Annotated in this window: 16 protein-coding genes; 12 read left to right on the top strand and 4 right to left on the bottom strand. The window is 66.1% G+C overall.

Features of this window, described 5'->3' with window-relative positions; translation table 11 throughout:
- The first annotated feature begins 301 nt into the window (after positions 1-301).
- The 7 genes from rimP to pnp all read left to right on the top strand — a co-directional run bounded on the left by rimP (position 302) and on the right by pnp (position 9,376).
- Positions 302-892 carry a ribosome maturation factor RimP gene (rimP, locus tag RCF13_RS08225; RefSeq protein WP_005417913.1) on the top strand — a complete coding sequence of 197 codons (591 nt, stop codon included), beginning with the start codon at positions 302-304 and terminating at the stop codon, positions 890-892.
- A 4-nt stretch (positions 893-896) separates the two neighbouring features.
- Positions 897-2,408: a transcription termination factor NusA gene (gene nusA / locus RCF13_RS08220; RefSeq protein ID WP_005417911.1), complete on the top strand. Its 1,512-nt coding sequence runs from the start codon at positions 897-899 to the stop codon at positions 2,406-2,408.
- Positions 2,409-2,500: 92 nt separating this feature from the next.
- The gene (gene infB / locus RCF13_RS08215) at positions 2,501-5,149 is read left to right on the top strand and encodes a translation initiation factor IF-2 (protein ID WP_053499259.1); all 2,649 of its coding nucleotides are present in this window, start codon (positions 2,501-2,503) and stop codon (positions 5,147-5,149) included.
- A gap of 132 nt (positions 5,150-5,281) precedes the next feature.
- Positions 5,282-5,665 (top strand): 30S ribosome-binding factor RbfA, encoded by a 384-nt coding sequence (rbfA, locus tag RCF13_RS08210; RefSeq protein ID WP_005410447.1) that lies wholly within the window; start codon positions 5,282-5,284, stop codon positions 5,663-5,665.
- A 108-nt stretch (positions 5,666-5,773) separates the two neighbouring features.
- Positions 5,774-6,682, top strand: coding sequence for a tRNA pseudouridine(55) synthase TruB (gene truB, locus RCF13_RS08205; RefSeq protein WP_134969082.1), 909 nt, complete (start codon positions 5,774-5,776; stop codon positions 6,680-6,682).
- 173 nt (positions 6,683-6,855) lie between these two features.
- Positions 6,856-7,116, top strand: coding sequence for a 30S ribosomal protein S15 (gene rpsO / locus RCF13_RS08200; protein WP_005417886.1), 261 nt, complete (start codon positions 6,856-6,858; stop codon positions 7,114-7,116).
- Between the two features lie 151 nt (positions 7,117-7,267).
- Positions 7,268-9,376, top strand: coding sequence for a polyribonucleotide nucleotidyltransferase (gene pnp / locus RCF13_RS08195; RefSeq protein WP_005417884.1), 2,109 nt, complete (start codon positions 7,268-7,270; stop codon positions 9,374-9,376).
- A gap of 121 nt (positions 9,377-9,497) precedes the next feature.
- On the opposite strand, the gene RCF13_RS08190 is transcribed toward pnp, so the two are convergent.
- A complete protein-coding gene (locus RCF13_RS08190) occupies positions 9,498-10,490 on the bottom strand; it encodes a hypothetical protein (protein WP_231352223.1) in 993 nt (330 codons plus the stop codon).
- 216 nt (positions 10,491-10,706) lie between these two features.
- Here RCF13_RS08190 and RCF13_RS08185 point away from each other — a divergent pair, with 216 nt between their 5' ends.
- Positions 10,707-11,897, top strand: a complete 1,191-nt coding sequence (locus RCF13_RS08185) for a glycoside hydrolase family 18 protein (protein WP_134969084.1) — start codon at positions 10,707-10,709, stop codon at positions 11,895-11,897.
- A 36-nt stretch (positions 11,898-11,933) separates the two neighbouring features.
- Here RCF13_RS08185 and RCF13_RS08180 read toward each other — a convergent pair whose 3' ends face one another.
- The 3 genes from RCF13_RS08180 to RCF13_RS08170 are packed head-to-tail and all read right to left on the bottom strand — an operon-like array spanning position 11,934 to position 14,063.
- Positions 11,934-13,493, bottom strand: coding sequence for a PepSY-associated TM helix domain-containing protein (locus RCF13_RS08180; RefSeq protein ID WP_231352222.1), 1,560 nt, complete (start codon positions 13,491-13,493; stop codon positions 11,934-11,936).
- A gap of 10 nt (positions 13,494-13,503) precedes the next feature.
- On the bottom strand, positions 13,504-13,767 hold the full coding sequence (locus RCF13_RS08175; protein ID WP_061478092.1) for a hypothetical protein: 264 nt from the start codon (positions 13,765-13,767) through the stop codon (positions 13,504-13,506).
- Positions 13,767-14,063: a hypothetical protein gene (locus RCF13_RS08170; protein ID WP_005410439.1), complete on the bottom strand. Its 297-nt coding sequence runs from the start codon at positions 14,061-14,063 to the stop codon at positions 13,767-13,769. Before RCF13_RS08170 ends, RCF13_RS08175 begins: the two co-directional genes overlap by 1 nt.
- 427 nt (positions 14,064-14,490) lie before the next feature.
- On the opposite strand from RCF13_RS08170, the gene thrS reads away from it, so the two are divergent.
- From thrS to rplT, 4 genes are all read left to right on the top strand, one after another.
- A complete protein-coding gene (gene thrS, locus RCF13_RS08165; protein WP_134968480.1) occupies positions 14,491-16,392 on the top strand; it encodes a threonine--tRNA ligase in 1,902 nt (633 codons plus the stop codon).
- A gap of 63 nt (positions 16,393-16,455) precedes the next feature.
- The gene (infC, locus tag RCF13_RS08160) at positions 16,456-16,983 is read left to right on the top strand and encodes a translation initiation factor IF-3 (protein WP_072169143.1); all 528 of its coding nucleotides are present in this window, start codon (positions 16,456-16,458) and stop codon (positions 16,981-16,983) included.
- 265 nt (positions 16,984-17,248) lie between these two features.
- Positions 17,249-17,446, top strand: a complete 198-nt coding sequence (rpmI, locus tag RCF13_RS08155; protein WP_005410436.1) for a 50S ribosomal protein L35 — start codon at positions 17,249-17,251, stop codon at positions 17,444-17,446.
- A gap of 11 nt (positions 17,447-17,457) precedes the next feature.
- Complete coding sequence (gene rplT / locus RCF13_RS08150; protein ID WP_005410435.1) at positions 17,458-17,817, top strand: 50S ribosomal protein L20; 360 nt, start codon at positions 17,458-17,460, stop codon at positions 17,815-17,817.
- Positions 17,818-17,967 lie beyond the last annotated feature (150 nt).

The raw sequence follows: 17,967 nt of genomic DNA, 5'->3' as shown, positions 1-17,967 counted from the left end.
GTGGTAGCGCCGGGCCATGCCCGGCGAGCGCAGCGGACGCTTCGGGGTAGCCCCGCACCTTGCACCAGCGCGGTGCAGCCGCTATCATCAGCGGCCTAGCAGTACCCCTGAAGGCGGCCTCCCAGCGGGAGTCCGGACCCGGAAGGAGGGCCGCAACCGGCAGGCGATGCAGGTTGCAACCGGAATCCAGTCACCGGAGTCTTTCCGGAAAAGGGGCCCAACGGGCCCTTTGTCGTTTCCGGGGCGTCATGTTTCCACGCCGGCCAAGGCCGGCACCCAACCATAGAGATCAAGGCAGGCTGTGAGCGACAAGGCAACCGACATCGCGAATCTGCTCGCCCCGACCGTTGTGTCGCTGGGCCTGGAGCTGCTGGGCGTTGAGTATCTGCCGGCCCCCGGCGGTGCGACCCTGCGCCTTTACATCGACGTGCCGCTGGCTGAACAGCCTGAGCGCATCATCAATGTCGACGACTGCGAGCGGGTCAGCCGCGAAGTCTCGGCGCAGCTGGACGTCGAAGACCCGATCAGCGGCAATTACACGCTGGAAGTGTCCTCGCCGGGCGTGGACCGCCCGCTGTTCAACCTGGAGCAGTTCGGCCGCCACCAGGGTGAATCAGCCAAGGTCACGCTGAAGCTGCCGCAGGACAACCGTCGTCGCCTGCAGGGCCGCATCGAAGCGATCGACGAGGCCGCGGGCACCATCACCTTCATCGTCGACAAGGCTGAAGTGGTCGTGTCGGCCGACAACATCGACAAGGCACGGATCATGCCCGACTGGGTGGCGCTGGGGCTGGCCCCGAGCAAGCCGACCGGTCCGGCGCCGAAGCGTCCGAAGCCGAACACGAATTCTTCTTCCAACGAGCCGGCGGCAAAGAAGCCGCGCGCGGAGTGAGCCAATGAGCAAGGAACTGTTGCTGGTAGTCGACGCAGTCGCCAACGAGAAGGGCGTGCCGCGTGAAGTGATCTTCGATGCCATCGAGGCCGCCCTGGCCTCGGCAGCGAAGAAGCGCTATCCCGAGGAGGAAGTGCTGACCCGCGTGGTCATCGACCACAAGGATGGCAGCTACGAAACCTTCCGCCGCTGGGAAGTGGTGGCTGATGACGTGGTCATGGAATCCCCGGATCGCCAGATCCGCCTGATGGACGCCGTCGACGAGGCCGAAGGCGTCGAGGTCGGCGACTACATCGAAGAGCAGATCGAGAACCCGGACTTCGGCCGCATCGCTGCCCAGGCCGCCAAGCAGGTCATCGTCCAGCGCGTGCGCGAAGCCGAGCGCCAGCAGGTCGTGGATGCATGGAAGGATCGCGTGGGTGAGCTGATCACCGGTGTGGTCAAGCGCGCCGAGCGCGGCAACATCTACGTCGACCTCGGTGGCAATGCCGAAGGCTTCATTCCGAAGGACAAGGGCATTCCGCGCGACGTGCTGCGTGCCGGCGACCGCGTGCGCGGCTACCTGGCCGAAGTGCGCTCGGAGCCGCGTGGCCCGCAGCTGTTCATCAGCCGCGCCGCGCCGGAGTTCATGATCGAGCTGTTCAAGCTGGAAGTGCCGGAAGTCGGCCAGGGCCTGGTGGAAATCAAGGCCTGCGCCCGCGATCCGGGCGACCGCGCCAAGATCGCCGTGCTGGCCCACGACCAGCGCACCGATCCGATCGGTGCCTGCATCGGCATGCGCGGTTCGCGCGTGCAGGCCGTGTCCAACGAGCTCAATGGCGAGCGCGTGGACATCGTGCTGTGGAACGACAACCCGGCCAACTTCGTCATCAACGCGATGGCGCCGGCCGAAGTGCAGTCGATCATCGTCGATGAGGACAAGCACTCGATGGACCTGGCCGTTGCCGAAGACCGCCTGGCCCAGGCGATCGGCAAGGGCGGCCAGAACGTGCGCCTGGCCAGCCGCCTGACCGGCTGGCAGCTCAACGTGATGACCCAGGACCAGGTCACTGCCAAGTCGGAGGCCGAACAGGCTGCCGCCCGCCAGCTGTTCATGGACAAGCTGGAAGTGGACGAGGAAATCGCCGGCATCCTGGTCAGCGAAGGCTTCGGCACCGTCGAGGAAATCGCATATGTCCCGGTCGGCGAACTGCTGGCCGTGGAAGGTTTCGACGAGGACATCGTCGAAGAGCTGCGCGCTCGTGCCCGCGATGCGCTGCTCAATGAGGCCCTGGCAGTCGAGGAAGGCCTTGAAGACGGCCAGCCGGCGCAGGACCTGCTGTCCCTGAAGGGCATGGACGAAGCCACCGCATATGCGCTGGCCGGCCACGGCGTGCGTACCAGCGAGGACCTGTCCGACCTGGCCGCCGACGAGGTCATGGACTTCGGCATCGAAGGACTGGATCAGGCGCGCGCCGCTGCGCTGATCCTGGCCGCCCGTGCCGAGGAGATCGCCCGACTGGAACGCGGCGAATGAGCCGGCAATGAACAGGGCCCTGAGCCGCTCAGGGCGTAGAATCCGCGCCACCTCCAGATGCGGGGGGGCGCCCACAAGATCATAGGATCCGAATGTCGCAGCAAACCACCATCCGCAAGCTTGCCGAACTGGTCAACACGCCGGTCGAAAAACTGCTGGAACAGCTGGCCGGTGCCGGCATGAAGTTCAGCGGTCCCGACCAGGTCGTGACCAGCTCCGAGAAGGTAAAGCTCCTGGGCTTCCTTCGTCGTTCGCACGGCAAGCCCGAGCAGGCCCCGGAAGAGACCGATCAGTCTGCGAAGAAGATCACGCTCAACCGCCGGAAGCAGCAGGAAGTGACGGTCAATTCCGGTCGCAGCAAGACGACCGTGAATGTCGAGGTGCGCCAGAAGCGTACCTACGTCAAGGATGGTGCTCGCGCCATGACGCCGGACGAAGAGCGCGCCGACATCCTGCGCAAGCTGGAAGAGTCGCGTGCGCGCAACCTCGCCGAACAGCAGGCCCTGGCCGAGAAGGATCGTCTGCGCGACGAGGCCATCGTCCGTGCCCGTGAGGAAGAGGCCGCCGCCAAGGAGCGCGCCGAAGCCGAGAAGAAGGCTGCCGAGGAAGCTGCGGCTGCGGCCAAGGCGGCCGAGGCACTGGCCGCCAGCAAGCCCAAGCGTGCTCCGATCGACGAAACCGCGCCGCGCCCGCCGCGCGCCCCGGCCGCCGCCCCGGCTGCGCCGCGTGGTGCTCCGCCGCCGCCGCCGCGCAACGACGAGCGCAACAACCGCAGCGCGCCGCGCAACGAGCGTGGCCCGGGCGACCGCTTTGCCGGCCAGATGCACCTGTCGGCCGCCGACCGCGCGCGTCGCGGCAACAGCAACAACAGCAATTCGCGTGGACGTCCGGGTGGCCGCAACCAGTCCGGTGGCCGTCGCGACATGTCGCGTGGTGGCAACAATGCCGGTCCGCACGCGTTCGAACGCCCGACCGCCCCGGTCGTGCGTGAAGTCGCGATCGGCGAGACCATCACCGTGGCCGACCTGGCGCAGAAGCTCGCGCTGAAGGGCGGCGAGGTGGTGAAGGCGCTGTTCAAGATGGGCGTGATGGCGACCATCACCCAGTCCATCGACCACGACACCGCTGCGCTGGTGACCGAAGAACTCGGCCACAAGGCGATCCGTGCCAACGACAACGATGCCGAAGACGCGCTGCTTGCTTCGACCGGTGAAAACCAAGGCGAAGCCGTGCAGCGCCCGCCGGTGGTCACCATCATGGGTCACGTCGACCACGGCAAGACCTCGCTGCTGGACTACATCCGCCGCACCAAGGTTGCCCACGGCGAAGCCGGCGGCATCACCCAGCATATCGGTGCCTATCACGTCGAAACGCCCAAGGGCGTCATCAGCTTCCTGGATACCCCGGGCCACGCCGCGTTCACCTCGATGCGTGCCCGCGGTGCCAAGCTGACCGACATCGTGGTGCTGGTGGTTGCTGCCGACGACGGCGTCATGCCGCAGACCAAGGAAGCGATCCAGCACGCCCGTTCGGCGGGTGTGCCGCTGATCGTGGCGATCAACAAGATCGACAAGTCCGGTGCCGACCCGATGCGGGTCAAGAACGAGCTGCTCTCCGAGCAGGTCGTGGCCGAAGAGTTCGGTGGTGACATCCAGATGGTGGAGATCTCGGCCAAGACCGGCCTGGGCATCGACGACCTGCTGGACGCGGTGTCGGTGCAGGCCGAACTGCTGGAACTGAAGGCCGTCGACGAAGGCCGCGCCTCGGGCGTGGTGATCGAATCGTCGCTGGACAAGGGCCGCGGCCCGGTCGCTACGGTGCTGGTGCAGCAGGGCCGCCTGAAGAAGGGCGACTACCTGGTGTGCGGTATCCAGTACGGCCGCGTGCGTGCGCTGTTCGACGAAACCGGCAAGCAGCCGGAGTTCGCCGGCCCGTCGATCCCGGTGCAGGTCCTGGGCCTGTCCGGTGTGCCGGAAGCCGGAGACGACTTCGTGGTGGTCGAGGACGAGCGCCTGGCCAAGGATGTTGCGCAGCAGCGTGAGACCAAGCGCCGTGAGTCGCGCCTGGTCGCCACCGCTGGCAGCCGCATGGAAGACATCATGGCGACCCTGGGCAAGGGCGAGGGCCAGCAGGTTCTCAACCTGGTCATCAAGGCCGACGTGCAGGGTTCGGTGCAGGCCCTGAGCCAGGCACTGGTCGCGCTGTCCAACGAAGACATCCGCATCAACGTGATCCACTCCGGCGTCGGCGGCATCACCGAATCGGACGCCAACTCGGCGGCTGCTTCGAAGGCCACCGTCATCGGCTTCAACGTGCGTGCGGATGCTTCGGCCCGTCGCATCATTGAATCCAACGGCGTCGACCTGCGTTACTTCTCGATCATCTATGACGTGATCGATCAGGTGAAGCAGGTGGCATCCGGTCTGCTGGGCGTGGAGATCCGCGAAGAGATCATCGGTATCGCCGAGGTCCGCGACGTCTTCCGCAGCTCCAAGCTGGGCGCCGTTGCCGGCTCGATGGTCATCGAGGGCGTGGTCAAGCGCAACAAGCCGATCCGCGTGCTGCGCGACAGCGTGGTGATCTTCGAGGGCGAGCTGGAATCGCTGCGTCGCTTCAAGGAAAACGTCGAGGAAGTCCGCAACGGTACCGAATGCGGTATCGCGGTGAAGGCCTACAACGACGTCAAGCCAGGCGACCAGATCGAGTGCTTCGAGCGTATCGAAGTGCCGCGCACCCTGTAATGCTGCAAGGTGGCCCGACCAACGGTCGGGCCCTACCATGTACCTGTAGCGCCCGACCGTTGGTCGGGCGACAATCGAATCAAAGGTAGCGCCCGACCGTTGGTCGGGCGACAACTGAACCAAGAGCTGCTCGTGCCCAAGACTTTCCATCGAACCGACCGTGTCTCCGCCCAGCTGCGCCGTGAACTCGGCACCCTGGTGCACAACGCCGTGCGCGAGCACGGGTTGCCCTCGGTGAGCGTGTCCGACGTGGAAATCACCCGCGACATGGCCCATGCCAAGGTGTTCGTCACCGCCCTGATGCCGGAACGCTCGGCTGAAGCCGTGGCCGGCCTGAAGGAGCTGGGCTACCGCCTGCGCATGGACCTGGCCCGTGCGATGAAGCTGCGCCACGTGCCGGAGCTGCATTTCCACTACGACGATTCGGTCGACCGTGGTGAGCACATCGACAACATCCTGCGCGACCTGCCCGATACGCTGGCCGCGGAGAAGCGTCGCGAGAGCGACGAAGAATAAGCTAGCGCCGGGCCCATGCCCGGCGTCTTTTCATTCTGACCGTGCGAGGCCGGACGCTGGCCGCGCTTCGCGCTCGCCGGGCATGGCCCGGCGCTACCCGTATCTGTCATGACCCGAATTCAGTTCCGCCGCCTGGATGGCATCCTGCTGCTCGACAAGTCGACCGGCATGAGCTCCAACGCCGCCCTGCAGGTGGCGCGCCGCCTGTTCCGTGCCGAGAAGGGTGGCCACACCGGCAGCCTCGACCCGTTGGCCACCGGCCTGCTGCCGCTATGCTTCGGCGAGGCGACCAAGATCGCCGGCCTGCTGCTGGGTTCGGCCAAGGCGTACGATGCCGAGATCGTGCTCGGCCAGACCACGGATACCGATGATGCCGAGGGCCAGGTGCTGCTGCAGCGTCCGGTGCCGGCGATCAGCGCCGAGGCCCTGCAGGCTGCGCTGGCACCACTGACGGGGAACATCCGCCAGCGGGCGCCGATCTATTCGGCGCTGAAGCAGGGCGGTGAACCGCTGTATGTGAAGGCCCGCCGCGGCGAGGCCATCGAGGCCCCGGAGCGCGAGGTGCAGGTGCACGCCATCGAGGTACTCGAGCAGCAGCCGGAACGGCTGCGGCTGCGCGTGACCTGTGGCTCCGGCACCTACATCCGCAGCCTGGCACGCGACCTCGGCGAACGCCTGGGCTGCGGCGCCCATATCAGTGCGCTGCGCCGGCTATGGGTCGAGCCGTTCCGTGAACCGGTGATGGTCACCCTGGACCAGCTGCGGGTGATGGCCAAGGCCGGCGACGAGGCGGGCATGGACGCGCTGCTGCTGCCGCTGGCGGCCGGCCTGGCCGAGTATCCGCGGGTCGACCTCGACGCCGCCCAGGCTCACCGTTTCTGCGTCGGCCAGCGCCAGCGTGACATGACCTGGCCGCATGGCCTGGTGGCCGTGTTCGGTCCGGACGATGCTGTCCAGGGCCTGGGCCAGGTCGACGACAGTGGCCTGCTGGCCCCGCAGCGCCGTTTCAACCTCTGACCGGGGCAGGGTGGTTCAGCCCCGGTCCTTGTCCCGGAAGCCCCTGGCCGTTACAATTTCGCGGCCGTTTTCCGGCAACCTGCCTCCCGCAGGTTTCATCCTCGTAGTCCACGGCGAGCCTGGCGGTGCGCGAAGCGCGTTCCTGCCGGCCACGCATCACAGAGAAAAAAGAAATGTCGATCGACACCCAGAAGGTCATTGAAGACAACAAGCGCAGCGCCGCTGACACCGGCTCCCCGGAAGTCCAGGTTGCCCTGCTGACCGCCCGCATCGAACTGCTGACCGGCCACTTCAAGACCCACAAGAAGGATCACCACAGCCGCCGCGGCCTGCTGCAGATGGTCAACCGCCGTCGCAGCCTGCTCGACTACCTGAAGAAGAAGGACGTCGAGCGTTACAAGGCCCTGATCGAAAAGCTTGGCCTGCGTCGCTAAGCAACGAATCCCCCGCGGCGCAGCGATGCGCCGCGGTTTTGTTTTGTAGCACCGCAATCCCCGATTCAGGCCGGAACGATCCGGCCACCCGCTGGCGGCAAGGGTCGCCGACGGTCCAAATTCGCAGACAGCATCCCCAAGGACACCCTCCGTGGCAAAAATCACCAAAACCTTCCAGTACGGCAAGCACACCGTCACGCTTGAGACCGGCGAAGTCGCCCGCCAGGCCAGCGGTGCGGTCATCGTCAAGATGGACGACACCGTACTGCTGGTCACCGCCGTCGCCGCCAAGAGCGCGCGCGAAGGCCAGGACTTCTTCCCGCTGACCGTCGATTATCAGGAAAAGTTCTACGCCGGCGGCCGCATCCCGGGTGGTTTCTTCAAGCGTGAAGGCCGTGCAACCGAGAAGGAAACGCTGATCTCGCGTCTGATCGACCGTCCGATCCGTCCGCTGTTCCCGGAAGACTACAAGAACGAAGTGCAGATCATCGCCACGGTCATGTCGCTGAACCCGGACGTGGACGGCGACATCCCGGCCCTGATCGGCGCCTCGGCTGCGCTGGCCCTGGCCGGCACCCCGTTCATGGGCCCGATCGGCGCTGCCAAGGTCGGCTACAAGAACGGCGAGTACATCCTGAACCCGACCGTCAGCGAACTGGCTGACTCGCAGCTGGAACTGGTCGTTGCCGGTACCTCCAACGCCGTGCTGATGGTCGAATCCGAAGCCGCGCTGCTGTCCGAAGAAGTGATGCTGGGTGCCGTGACCTTCGGTCACCGCGAAATGCAGAAGGTCATCAACGCGATCAACGAGCTGACCGTCGAAGCCGGCACCAAGCCGTCGACCTGGGAAGCCCCGGCCAAGAACGACGCGCTGATCTCCGCCCTGAAGGAAGCCATCGGCCCGCGCCTGGGCGAAGCCTTCCAGGTGCGTGACAAGCTGCAGCGCCGTGACGCCATCTCGGCGATCAAGAAGGACGTGTTCGAAGCCCTGGCCGGTCGTGTGGCCGCCGAAGGCTGGAACCCGGCCGAGCTGTCGAAGGAATTCGGCGAACTGGAATACCGCACCATGCGTGACTCGGTGCTGGACACCAAGGTCCGCATCGACGGCCGTGCGCTGGACACCGTCCGCCCGATCACCGTGAAGACCGGCGTGCTGCCGCGTACCCACGGTTCCTCGCTGTTCACCCGTGGCGAAACCCAGGCCATCGTGACCATCACGCTGGGCACCGCCCGTGACGGCCAGGTCATCGACGCCGTTGCCGGTGAGTACAAGGAAAACTTCCTGTTCCACTACAACTTCCCTCCGTTCTCGGTGGGTGAGTGCGGCCGCATGATGGGCCCGAAGCGCCGCGAAATCGGCCACGGTCGTCTGGCCAAGCGCGGCGTGCTGGCTGTCATGCCGTCGCTGGAAGCCTTCCCGTACACTATCCGCGTCGTTTCGGAAATCACCGAGTCGAACGGTTCCTCGTCGATGGCCTCGGTCTGCGGCTCGTCGCTGGCGCTGATGGACGCCGGCGTGCCGGTGAAGGCCCCGGTGGCCGGCATCGCCATGGGTCTGGTCAAGGAAGGCGACCGTTTCGTGGTCCTGTCCGACATCCTGGGTGACGAAGATCACCTGGGCGACATGGACTTCAAGGTGGCCGGTACCGCTGAGGGCATCTCCGCCCTGCAGATGGACATCAAGATCGAAGGCATCACCGAAGAGATCATGAAGCAGGCCCTGCAGCAGGCCAAGGCTGGCCGTCTGCACATCCTGGGTGAAATGGCCCACGGCCTGACCGCTCCGCGTGAGGAGCTGTCGGACTACGCGCCGCGCCTGCTGACCATCAAGATCCACCCGGACAAGATCCGCGAAGTGATCGGCAAGGGTGGCTCGACCATCCAGGCCATCACCAAGGAAACCGGCACCCAGATCGACATCCAGGACGATGGCACCATCGTCATCGCGTCGGTCAACGCCATCGCTGCCCAGGCTGCCAAGGCCCGCATCGAGCAGATCACCTCGGACGTCGAGCCGGGCCGCATCTACGAAGGCAAGGTCGCCAAGATCATGGACTTCGGTGCGTTCGTCACCATCCTGCCGGGCAAGGACGGCCTGGTCCACGTGTCGCAGATCTCCAGCGAGCGCGTCGAGAAGGTCGGCGACAAGCTGAAGGAAGGCGATGTGGTCAAGGTCAAGGTGCTGGAAGTCGACAAGCAGGGCCGTATCCGCCTGTCGATGAAGGCCGTCGAAGAAGGCGAAGGCGCCAGCGCCGAATAATCGGTACTGCTGATCGTGCGGTGGGTGAGGACCGTTGGTCCTCACGCTTTCGCAAATGAGAAAGCGGGCTTCGGCCCGCTTTTTCTTTGCCTGGAATCCTGTGGGCGAGGATCGTTGGGCCCTACACCTGCGCGCCTTCTTCCTCCTCTCCCAGCCACCACACCTGGCCCGGCTCGGGGTCACTCAGCGGGTGCTCGCGCTGTTCGATGGCCTCCAGCACGCGGCCGGGGGCTGCAGCAACCCACATCGCCATGAGCTTTTCCACCGCGGCCCGGCCCTGTGCGGCCACGCCGAGGTCACGTTCGCGTCTCCATTGGTCTTCACCTGGTGCCTCATCGCCATGATGGTGAGGCGTGCCGTAGCTGCAGCGGCGGCACAGCCGGCGCACGGTGGCCGTCCAGTCCTCGACCATGCCGATGCCGGGCAGCATGATGGCCTCCAGGGCAGCGATGTCATCGGCCGAGTCGCACTGCACGAACACGGTGAAGGTCGCCATGTCCGAAGGCTGCAGGCGCTGCATGGCATTGAACACCGGCACCTGGCGCTCGTCATAGGCACGTTGGCCGGTCGAGGCCCCGTCGTGCAGCACGATGTCGCCGAAGCGGAAGCCGCTTTCAGGCAGCGGTACGTTGTCGATGCGTGCACGCACCGGATCAATGCGGCTCATAAACACCACTTCGGCGTCGGACCACGGTGCCAAGCGCACGCAGGCCACGCCGAAGTTGCCCTCGATCGGGCCTTCGCCCTCGGGCAGGGTGATGCCACAGCGGGACCATTGGCGGCGTGCTTCGGCCCAGTCACCGACGCCGGTGGCGGCGATACCGGCATTCCACGCGGTGGCTTCATCGAACTCGCCGCGCAGCTGTTCTGATTGCAGGTTGTCCTGCAGTGAGGAGGCCCAGTCGCGCAGGTACTTGTGTGCCAATCCGCGCATGTAATGCAGGTACGGCACTTCGGCAGCGAGTGCGATCAGCTCGCCGAACAGCGCCACCGCCTGCTGCAGGTCGCCTTCGCGGAAGGCGGCGTAGGCGCGCGCCTCCAGTGCCTCGCGGTCGTCGAGGGTTTCGTCGCCAAGCAGGTCGCCGTCGTCGATACTGTCGTAGTCGGTGCTCATGTCCATGCGCGATTGAAGGTCTGCGGCTACCTTAGCCGATGCATGGGGCGGCGGCGTCGGTGCGTGTCCTGCTGCAGTGCATGACGGCAATCGCGTGTCTGCCCCGCTGTCGTCACGGGATGCGGTGTGCCTGTCCGCGGGACGACATGCCGCGACATCCGTACCGCAGCCCCATCGGTTTGCTAACGTGGCGGCGCCTTTGAACCGGGAGATCCCATGTTCCGCCAGACCGTGGCCGTCCTTGCCGTGCTGATTGCCGGTGCCTTGCCCATTGCCGCGCACGCAGCGCCCGCACAGCAGCCGATCTTCGGCGCCTATTACCCTGGTGGATCGGCCGAGCGCTATCCGGTGTCGAGCATTCCGGCCGAGCGCCTGACCCACCTGTTCTACGCGTTCTCCACCATCGAGGACGGCCGCTGCACGGTCGGTGCGGAAGCGCCGAAGAATTTCGCCGCACTGGCCGAACTCAAGAAGGCGCACCCGCACCTGCGCACGCTGATCTCCATTGGCGGCTGGGGCGCAGGCGGCTTCTCCGATGCGGCACTGACCGAAACCAGCCGCAAGCGCCTGGTCGACTCATGCATGGCGCTGTTCTTCGAGCGCCATGCAGGCAGCTTCGATGGTGTGGACATCGACTGGGAATTCCCGGTCAGTGGTGGGCCGAAGGAGCTGGCACACCGCCCGCAGGATCGCGCCAACCTGACCCGGCTTGCGCAGGCCTTCCGCCAGGCACTCGATGCGCGCGGTCGCAAGGTTGGCCAGCCGATGCTGCTGACCGCCGCGTTGGCCGCCGGTCGCCTGCAGACCGATGGCCCCTATGATCCGGCGGCGAGCTACGACCTGCCGGCGCTGGCCAGGGTGTTCGATTTCATCAACCTGATGAGCTACGACATGGGCACCGGCTTCTCGTCGGTGTCGACCTTCAATGCGCCCTTGCATGAGGTGCCGGCCGATCCGCTGGCGCCGGAGCTGCGCCGCTGGAACAACGTGGCCGGCGCCGTGCAGTACTACCGTGAACATGGCGTGCCGGCCGACAAGCTGGTGCTGGGCGTGCCGTTCTACGGGCGCGGCTTCAAGGTCACCGGCGATGCACCGGATGGCCTGTATCAGCCTTACAGCGCACCGGCCGACGCCGGCGACTGGCGGGTGATCAAGGCGCGCTATCTCGACCAGCCGGGCTGGACCAGGCACTGGCAGCCGCAGGCGCAGAGCCCGTGGCTGTACAACGCCGAACAGAAGGTCTTCATCAGCTATGAAGACCCGCGCTCGATCGGGCTGCGTGCGCAGTTCGCCCGCGAGCAGGGCCTGGCCGGGGTGTTCATGTGGGAGCTGACCGGCGACGACGAGCAGGCCAGCCTGCTCAACGCCATGCTCGGCCCGTGGCAGAAGGCGCGTATCGGCGATTGACTCGCCTGCTGGCGCCGGGCCATGCCCGGCGACGCTTCAGTTCGCCCAGACGCTGTTCGGATCGCCGTTGCGGGCGCGGCGCTGGCTGGCGACGGCCAGGCGGGCGAAGCCGAAGGCCATGGCCAGCGCGATGGCATCGACCCAGAACAGCGGCCACTGGCCACGCCCGGCGGCGCGCCACAGCCAGTCACCATTGAGTGCACCGTGCAGGACCGGCACCAGTGCAGTGCTGATCGCTGCGGCCCACAGCAGTTCGCGCGCGGCCTGCGCGGGACGGCGCAGTGCAGCCCACAGCGCACAGGCTGCCCAGCTGCCGAAGCAGGCCCAGCGGATGCCGTGGCCGACCGCCGACGGTGCCAGCCGCTCCAGCACCAGTGCGGTGACGAACGCGATCGAGATCGCCACGCACAGGCCGATGCACACGCCGACCGTGGCCCGCGCCATGTTCACACCGGCACGTGGCTGTTGCGGCTGGCGACGCTTGCGCCGCGACTCGATCCACAACAGGTTGCCGGAGTAGAACAGGAACGCACCGCCGAGGCCGAGCAGGAAGTACAGCCAGACCACCACGCCGTTGCCGAACTCACCGAAGTGCAGCGCGTAGGCGGCGCTGAGCGTGGCGTGGTTGGCGTCGCGCTGGCCCGGCAGCTGGGAGGCCAGCAGGTCGCCACTGGCCACGTCCAATGCCACGGCACCAAGCGGGCCGAGGGTGCCACTGGCCTCGCCGGTGATCTCGATCGTGGCGTTGGCATCGCCGCCATTGGCCAGCTTCAGGTAGGCCGGTTCAAAGTTGGCCACGCCCTGCGCGCGGGCCACTTCAAGTGCGCGCGCATGCAGCACGCGCAGGCTGCCCGGTGGCGCCGGAATTCCGCTGGCATCGCGCACCGGCGCAGTGTCCATCGCGGTCGGTACCGCCTGCAGCGCCTTGCCATCGTAGATCAGCGGATTGAGCAGGGCCATCTGCACGAACACCAGGCACAGCAGGGCGCCCGTGACCGCGAACATCAGGTGGAAGGGCAGGCTGAGCACGCCGATCACGTTGTGCGCGTCCTGCCACAGCTGCTTCAGGTTGCGACCCGGGCGCAGCGCGAACAGGTCGCCGAACAGCCTAGGCAGGTGGATCACCAGGCCGCTCAGCAGCGCCATGCCATACAGCAGGCTGACGACGCCCATCACATAGATGCCGGCCACCGGCAGGCCGAGGCTGTAGTGCAATTCGTTGACGAGTTCGGCCAGTCCGGTCTGCGGCGGCGCGGGGCTGCCGGCGATCTGGCCCGGCCAGGCGTAGCGCCAGCTGCCGTCGTCGGCCTGCCAGTACGCCAGGGGCTGCGGGTGTTCGGTACCGGGGAAGGTCATGCCAACGTGGCGGCGGGCCTCCGGGTGTGTCGCCAGTACGTCTTCCAGCAGATACTGCGCATCGTCCAGGCCCGCCGGCAAGGCGGTGGCGGCGCCCGGGGTCTGCCACAGCGGCAGGTCGTGATGGAACAGGGTCAGCGCACCCGCATAGAAGGCCACGAAAAGGCCGAAGCCGGCGACCAGGCCGACCCAGGTGTGCAGGGTGGTGAATGTGCGCAGCGTCTGCGAACTGAACTTCATGGGGGAGCTCTCATTGCACCGCGCCGGCCAGGCGCAGCAGCCCGAGCACGGCGAAGCCGGCTGCGGCGCTGCCCCCCAGAACCAGCCAGGCGCGCAGTGCGCTGCGGAAGCTGAACGCCCACAGGGCGGCCAGCATCCATAACGGGATGAAGGCGATCAGGGTCGGCACCAGTGCGCGCTGCCACGGGCCGGGCGGCAGCCAGGCCAGCAGGCCGGTCGCGGCGGCCGCAAGCAGGAAGCCAGCGATGATGCCGGCGATGGCGCGCGACCACATCACGGCGACTCCGTGCCCGGGCGATGCCAGGCGGCCAGCGCCGGCAGCAGCATCGCGGCGAGCATCCAGGTGCACAGCATCGCCACCAGACCGGCAGCGAAGCCGAGTTCGGCCATCCACAGCCACAATGCGGCAGCCGCGGCGACCAGGCCGATCTGGCGACCGAGGCGACCGGCGCGGCGCAGGCGCGGCCAACGGCAGTGCGGCGAGGCGGCATAGAAGGCCAGTGCCGAAAACATCGCTGCCAGCATGCCCAGGCTGCAGAAGCCCAGGGTGGAAAGGCCGACGGTGATCATTGCGGGCGGGCGCCGCGGCAGTGGGCCGGCGAACGCGGGGCACGGGCGGGGCCGGCGGGAGCCGGTCGGAGCGGGTGGCGCATCACGAGGTCCTGGGGGAAGCGGGCAGGCTGGCACGGGGCGGGCTGCGCGGACATGGTAATCATTGCGTTTTCACGCCGCCAGCGCCGGCCATTCAGCGGACCGTACGGCAGCCCTTGGGCTTTCCGGTGCGCTGGTTTAAGATCGTCGCAGACTCCTGACTGGAACAAGGTGGCCCGCGCCCAGCGCCGGCCGAGCGTGCGACATGAGCACTACCACCGCCCACTGTTGACCTGCCCCCGAAGGCCCTGTGTTCCAGGCGCCCTCGCGGCGCTTTTTTATTGCCCGGGCCGCGGCCCGGGAACGCTTTCCAGCCCGCCCCGCGGGCCCGCACGAAGCCAATGCGATGATCAACATTACCCTTCCCGACGGCAGCCGCCGCGAGTTCGAAAATCCCGTCAGCGTCATGGACGTCGCCCAGTCGATCGGTGCCGGCCTGGCCAAGGCCACCATCGCCGGTTCCGTCGATGGCGTGCTGGTCGATGCCAGCGACGTCATCGACCACGATGCCAGCCTGCGCATCATCACCGCCAAGGACGAGGAGGGCGTGGAGATCATCCGCCACTCCTGCGCCCACCTGGTCGGCCACGCCGTCAAGCAGCTGTACCCGGACGTGAAGATGGTGATCGGCCCGGTGATCGCCGAGGGCTTCTACTACGACATCTATTCCGAGCGCCCGTTCACGCCGGACGACATGGCCGCGATCGAGAAGCGCATGGGTGAACTGATCGCCCAGGACTACGACGTCATCAAGAAGATGACGCCGCGCGCCGAGGTGATCGAGATCTTCAAGGCCCGTGGCGAGGACTACAAGCTGCGCCTGATCGAAGACATGTCCGACGACATCCAGGCGATGGGCATGTACTACCATCAGGAGTACGTGGACATGTGCCGCGGCCCGCACGTGCCGAACACGCGCTTCCTGAAGGCCTTCAAGCTGACCCGCATCTCCGGCGCCTACTGGCGCGGCGACGCGCAGAACGAGCAGCTGCAGCGCATCTACGGCACCGCCTGGGCCGACAAGAAGCAGCTGGAGGCGTACATCAAGCGCATCGAGGAAGCCGAGATGCGCGACCACCGCCGCATCGGCAAGCAGCAGGACCTGTTCCACCTGCAGGAAGAAGCCCCGGGCCTGGTGTTCTGGCACCCGAAGGGCTGGGCACTGTGGCAGGTGGTCGAGCAGTACATGCGCAAGGTCTACCGCAACAGCGGCTACGGCGAAGTGCGCTGCCCGCAGATCCTGGACGTGAGCCTGTGGAAGAAGTCCGGCCACTGGGACAACTACCAGGACAACATGTTCTTCACCGAATCGGAGAAGCGCACCTACGCGGTCAAGCCGATGAACTGCCCGGGCCACATCCAGGTGTTCAACCAGGGCCTGCACAGCTACCGCGACCTGCCGATCCGCTACGGCGAGTTCGGTTCCTGCCACCGCAACGAGCCGTCCGGCGCGCTGCACGGCATCCTGCGCGTGCGTGGCTTCACCCAGGACGACGGCCACGTGTTCTGCACGGAAAACCAGATCGAGTCGGAAGTGACGGCCTTCCACCAGCAGGCGCTGGCGGTTTACCGGCACTTCGGCTTCGACGAGATCCAGATCAAGATCGCGCTGCGTCCGGAATCGCGCCTGGGTGACGACGCCACCTGGGACAAGGCCGAAGGCGCGCTGCGCTCGGCACTGACCGCCTGTGGTGTGGAATGGCAGGAGCTGCCGGGCGAGGGTGCCTTCTACGGCCCGAAGATCGAGTACCACCTGAAGGACGCGATCGGCCGTACCTGGCAGCTGGGCACCATGCAGGTCGACTTCATGATGCCGGGTCGCCTCGGCGCCGAGTACGTGGACGAGAACAGCCAGAAGAAGCACCCGGTCATGCTGCACCGCGCCATCGTCGGCTCGATGGAGCGCTTCCTGGGCATCCTGATCGAGCACCATGCCGGCCAGTTCCCGGCCTGGCTGGCGCCGACACAGGTGGTGGTGGCCAACATCACCGACGCCCAGGCCGACTACGTCTCGGGCGTGACCAAAACCCTTGCGGAGCAAGGCTTCCGCGTCAGCTCGGATTTGCGTAACGAGAAGATCGGCTATAAAATCCGCGAGCATACGTTGCAGCGCGTGCCCTACCTGCTGGTCATTGGTGACCGCGAGAAGGAAAATGGGGCTGTGGCGGTGCGTACGCGTTCTGGCGAAGATCTGGGCAGCATGAGCCTGCAGGCCTTCATCGAGCGGCTCCACGCCGAGGGCGCGTAAGCAAAGGTCCGGTCCGGGCGCACAGGCACCCGGACCGGTTCGATACCCTTGGGAGAACGTAATATCAGCACCCCTGACAACAAACAGAACCGCAAGAATCAGGAAATCCGTGTGCCGCGCGTCCGCGTGATCGGCAGTGACGGAGAAATGATCGGCGTGTTGTCGCGCGACGAAGCGCTGTCCATGGCCGAAGATGAAGGCCTGGACCTGGTCGAGATCCAGCCGCAGGCCGATCCGCCGGTCTGCAAGATCATGGACTTCGGCAAGTTCAAGTTCGAAGCGCAGAAGAAGGCCAGCGAGGCCAAGAAGAAGACCAAGCAGGTCGAGATCAAGGAAGTGAAGTTCCGTCCGGTCACGGACGAGGGCGACTACCAGATCAAGCTGCGCAAGATGCGCGGGTTCCTTGAAGAAGGCGACAAGATCAAGGTCAACATCCGCTTCCGTGGCCGTGAAATGAGCCACCAGGAACTGGGTCGTGAAATGGCCAACCGGATCGAGGCCGATCTGGGCGAGGACATCGTCATTGAATCCCGTCCGCGCCTGGAAGGGCGTCAGATGGTCATGATGATCGCGCCGAAGAAGAAGACCTGAGGCCTGACGGGCCGCCTTGCGGGGCGCCTGGCTGAATGGTTCAGGGTAAGGGGGCGCCGCTGGCGTCCCTTTGCTTTTGCAGGATGCCGTGAAGTGCCGGCGAAAGGGTTGCAGGGGCTGGTGGCAGGGCGGTTTTGCCTGTATCATGCCCGGCTCGACCCACCCAGGACGGGTCGTACGCCGATCATGGCAGGACGGAAAGAGCGGCCCAGGCCGCCGCCAGATCAGTCAGAAACCAGGGTCATATCCCATCAAGGACATTGCAATGCCCAAGATCAAGACCAACCGGGCAGCGGCCAAGCGTTTCCGCAAGACCGCCTCGGGCAAGTACAAGTGCGGCCACGCCAACCGTAGCCACATCCTCACGAAGAAAGCGACCAAGCGTAAGCGTAATCTGCGTCAGACGGGCCATGTCCGTGCAGAAGACGCAGGCCGTCTGGACCGCATGCTCCCTTACCTCTGAGGAACTGAAAAATGGCACGAGTTAAGCGTGGCGTACAGGCGCGTCGCCGCCACAAGAAGATTCTGGATCTCGCCAAGGGCTATTACAACGCCCGTCGCAAGGTCTTCCGCGTCGCCAAGCAGGCGGTCATCAAGGCACAGCAGTACGCCTACATCGGCCGTAAGCAGAAGAAGCGCAACTTCCGTTCGCTGTGGATCACCCGCATCAACGCGGCTGCCCGCATCAACGGCCTGAGCTACAGCCGCTTCATGAACGGCCTGCTGAAGGCCGGCATCACCCTGGATCGCAAGGTCCTGGCTGACATCGCCGTGCACGACGCAGCCGGTTTTGCTGCGCTGGCCGAAAAGGCCAAGGGCGCGCTGGCGGCATAAGTCCTTCCCGATGCCGTAACCGTTCACTCGGAACGGTGTCAGGTCAAGGCAATGCATGGGGAAGGGCGCAAGTCCTTCCCCATTCTTTTTTGGGTCCCGGCGAGGCCATGGCGGCAGCGCGGGGACGGCGGTGGCGACAGGGGTCGGCCC

The organism is Stenotrophomonas maltophilia group sp. RNC7 (genome assembly GCF_030910085.1).
GTDB classification, from domain to species: Bacteria; Pseudomonadota; Gammaproteobacteria; order Xanthomonadales; family Xanthomonadaceae; genus Stenotrophomonas; species Stenotrophomonas sepilia.
The sequence above is the reverse complement of the archived record's forward strand: the minus strand, read 5'-3'. Positions and strand labels throughout refer to the sequence as shown.

What these genes read in the sequence shown, in the direction of transcription:
- truB (WP_134969082.1), top strand. Translation starts at nt 5,774, where the DNA reads ATGACCCGAATTCAGTTCCGCCGCCTGGATGGCATCCTGCTGCTCGAC.
- thrS (WP_134968480.1), top strand. Translation starts at nt 14,491, where the DNA reads ATGATCAACATTACCCTTCCCGACGGCAGCCGCCGCGAGTTCGAAAAT.
- nusA (WP_005417911.1), top strand. Translation starts at nt 897, where the DNA reads ATGAGCAAGGAACTGTTGCTGGTAGTCGACGCAGTCGCCAACGAGAAG.
- infB (WP_053499259.1), top strand. Translation starts at nt 2,501, where the DNA reads ATGTCGCAGCAAACCACCATCCGCAAGCTTGCCGAACTGGTCAACACG.
- rpsO (WP_005417886.1), top strand. Translation starts at nt 6,856, where the DNA reads ATGTCGATCGACACCCAGAAGGTCATTGAAGACAACAAGCGCAGCGCC.
- rplT (WP_005410435.1), top strand. Translation starts at nt 17,458, where the DNA reads ATGGCACGAGTTAAGCGTGGCGTACAGGCGCGTCGCCGCCACAAGAAG.
- RCF13_RS08175 (WP_061478092.1), bottom strand. Translation starts at nt 13,767, where the DNA reads ATGTGGTCGCGCGCCATCGCCGGCATCATCGCTGGCTTCCTGCTTGCG.
- RCF13_RS08170 (WP_005410439.1), bottom strand. Translation starts at nt 14,063, where the DNA reads ATGATCACCGTCGGCCTTTCCACCCTGGGCTTCTGCAGCCTGGGCATG.
- RCF13_RS08190 (WP_231352223.1), bottom strand. Translation starts at nt 10,490, where the DNA reads ATGAGCACCGACTACGACAGTATCGACGACGGCGACCTGCTTGGCGAC.
- RCF13_RS08180 (WP_231352222.1), bottom strand. Translation starts at nt 13,493, where the DNA reads ATGAAGTTCAGTTCGCAGACGCTGCGCACATTCACCACCCTGCACACC.
- rpmI (WP_005410436.1), top strand. Translation starts at nt 17,249, where the DNA reads ATGCCCAAGATCAAGACCAACCGGGCAGCGGCCAAGCGTTTCCGCAAG.
- RCF13_RS08185 (WP_134969084.1), top strand. Translation starts at nt 10,707, where the DNA reads ATGTTCCGCCAGACCGTGGCCGTCCTTGCCGTGCTGATTGCCGGTGCC.